Annotated in this window: 2 protein-coding genes; both read left to right on the forward strand. The window is 66.4% G+C overall.

Annotated elements, in window-relative coordinates; translation table 11 throughout:
• Positions 1–10 precede the first annotated feature (10 nt).
• On the forward strand, positions 11–436 hold the full coding sequence (locus K8V84_RS08515; RefSeq protein ID WP_304072690.1) for a DUF721 domain-containing protein: 426 nt from the start codon (positions 11–13) through the stop codon (positions 434–436).
• A 437-nt stretch (positions 437–873) separates the two neighbouring features.
• Complete coding sequence (gyrB, locus tag K8V84_RS08520) at positions 874–2,811, forward strand: DNA topoisomerase (ATP-hydrolyzing) subunit B (protein ID WP_304072688.1); 1,938 nt, start codon at positions 874–876, stop codon at positions 2,809–2,811.
• Positions 2,812–3,015 lie beyond the last annotated feature (204 nt).

Raw genomic sequence — 3,015 nt, forward strand, 5'->3', positions numbered from 1 at the left:
CGCTCCCCCCGTGGCGTCCGGGGCGGACCTGGCCCGGCAGGCCCTCGCGCGGGCCAGGGCCGAGGCGCGAGAGCGCGGTGCGGTCCCGCGCGGTGCCCCCCGCGCGCGAAGGCGTGGCCGGTTGCGGTCACGGAACGAGCCCCAGTTGTTCGGGGACGCGGTTCGAACCTGGCTGATCGAGCACGGTTGGCAGGAGCAGGTGGCCGTTGGAGGGGTCTTCGGGCGCTGGGCCGACATCGTTGGCGATTTCAACGCCGAACATCTCCGCCCCGAAAGTTATTCGGAAGGTGAGCTTGTCGTTGTCGCCGATTCACCGACGATGGCGGCTCACGCACGCGCGATGGTGCGGGATCTGATGCGACGTCTGAACGAGGAGCTCGGGGACGGGGCCGTCATCACCATCAAGGTGAAGGGGCCGGGGTCCCGTCGGAGATGACCCTGTGACCAGGGTTTTCAGGGCGGTTCGGGCGAAGTGGGGCTCGGTGTTCTCACCGAGGTCCACCCGGGCCCCGGACGCGGATCCCGGGAGAAGAGGGCCGTCGACTCGTGGGAGGGCACTGAAGCGCGCCGGGACTTGTGTGTGGGGCCTCCCGTGTGTAGGGGCTCGGCTCCCGCCCCGATCGTTCGTTCTGGTGCGGCACAGCGCCGCCAATGCCACTTTGTCGCACCGGGCGGGGTATCATGGGGATGGTTCTTCAGACGCCTGTAGCCGGTACCACGCCCCCATGTAGAGGGTGGGCGGGCGGCCCGTGCGGTGAACGGTGATCCCCCGGGTCCGCGGTACGCCGCCCCTTGTCGATCACCCTGCCGTGGGTTGACCGTCGTCCGTTCGGCCGCGGCCGACAGGCGTCCCCAGCAGGAGGGTGTTCCCACTTGGCCTACGACGCAGGATCAATCACGGTTCTCGAAGGGCTTGAGGCAGTACGCAAGCGTCCAGGTATGTACATCGGCTCCACCGGAGAGCGCGGTCTGCACCACCTGGTCTACGAGGTGGTCGACAACTCGGTCGACGAGGCGTTGGCGGGTCACGCCGACGCCATCGAAGTGACCCTGCTCGCTGACGGTGGGGTCAGGGTGGCCGACAACGGCCGCGGTATCCCGGTCGGCATCCACCCCGTGGAGAAGCGCCCGGCGGTGGAGGTCGTCCTCACCACGCTGCACGCGGGCGGAAAGTTCGACGGTAAGTCCTACGCGGTCTCCGGCGGTCTGCACGGTGTCGGTGTCTCCGTCGTCAACGCGCTGTCCACGGCGCTGGACGTGGAGATCCGCACGGACGGGCACGTGTGGCGGCAACACTACGAGATGACCGCTCCCACCGGCGACATCGTCAAGGGTGAGGCGACCGAAGAGACCGGTACCCAGCTCACCTTCTGGGCCGACGGCTCCATCTTCGAGACCACCGTCTACTCGTTCGAGACGCTCTCCCGTCGACTGCAGGAGATGGCCTTCCTCAACAAGGGGCTCGCCATCACCATCCGGGACGAGCGCCCCGAGTTCACCGACGACGGTCCCCTGGTGCAGACCTACCACTACGAGCAGGGCCTGGCCGACTTCGTCGACTACATCAACGCCAAGAAGGAACCGGCGCACGCGTCGATCATCTCCTTCGAGGAGGACGGCGATGGCATCTCCGTCGAGATCGCCATGCAGTGGAACCAGTCCTACACCTCGTCGGTGCACACCTTCGCCAACACCATCAACACGACCGAGGGCGGCACCCACGAAGAGGGTTTCCGATCCGCGCTCACGACTCTGGTCAACCGGTACGCCCGGGACCAGAAGCTGCTGCGGGAGAAGGAGGACAACCTCACCGGCGACGACATCCGCGAGGGTCTGACCGCGATCATCTCGGTCAAGCTCGCCGACCCGCAGTTCGAGGGTCAGACCAAGACGAAGCTCGGTAACACCGAAGCCAAGTCCTTCGTCCAGAAGGTCACCAACGAGCACCTGCGCGACTGGTTCGAGCGCAACCCCGGTGAGGCCAAGGACATCGTGTCCAAGGCCAGCCAGGCCGCGCGCGCCCGTGTGGCCGCCCGCCAGGCCCGCGACCTCACCCGCCGCAAGACCCTCCTGGAGACCACCTCCCTGCCGGGCAAGTTGTCGGACTGCCAGTCCACCAACCCGGAGGAGTGCGAGCTCTACATCGTCGAGGGTGACTCCGCCGGTGGTTCCGCCAAGGGTGGTCGCAACCCGCACAACCAGGCCATCCTGCCCATTCGAGGCAAGATCCTGAACGTGGAGAAGTCCCGGATCGACCGGATCCTCAAGAACCAGGAGGTCCAGGCGATCATCACCGCCCTGGGCACCGGTATCCACGAGGACTTCGATCAGGAGAAGCTCCGCTACCACAAGATCGTCCTCATGGCCGACGCCGACGTCGACGGTCAGCACATCCGCACCCTGCTGCTGACGTTGCTGTTCCGCTTCATGAAGCCGCTGGTCGAGGCCGGCAACGTCTACCTGGCCGCGCCCCCGCTCTACAAGATCAAGTGGGACCAGAAGGGCTCGGACGCCAGTTACGCCTTCTCCGACGCCGAACGCGACCGCGTCATCGAGGAGGGCATCGCCGCCGGCAAGAGGGACCCGCGACCGCGCGACATGGTGCAGCGCTTCAAGGGTCTGGGCGAGATGAACGCCAACGAGCTGTGGGACACCACGATGGACCCCGACCGCCGAGTCCTGCTCCAGGTCACCCTGGAGGACGCGGCCCAGGCCGACGAGATGTTCAGCGTGCTGATGGGCGAAGACGTCGAGTCCCGGCGTTCCTTCATCCAGCGCAATGCCAAGGACGTCCGTTTCCTGGACATCTAGGTCCTCTCCGTTCCACTCGCTTCAGCAAGCTTAGAAGGGATCGACATCCGTGACGGATGCGAATAACCCCGACGCCCCTGAGGGCGGCTCCTCGATGGAGTCCCCGCAACGTGTGACGGACCGGGTCGAGCCCGTCGACATCCAGGTCGAGATGCAGCGCAGCTACCTCGACTACGCGATGTCCGTCATCGTCGGCCGCGCCCT

It is taken from the genome of Nocardiopsis listeri (assembly GCF_020741345.1).
Lineage (GTDB): Bacteria > Actinomycetota > Actinomycetes > Streptosporangiales > Streptosporangiaceae > Nocardiopsis > Nocardiopsis listeri_A.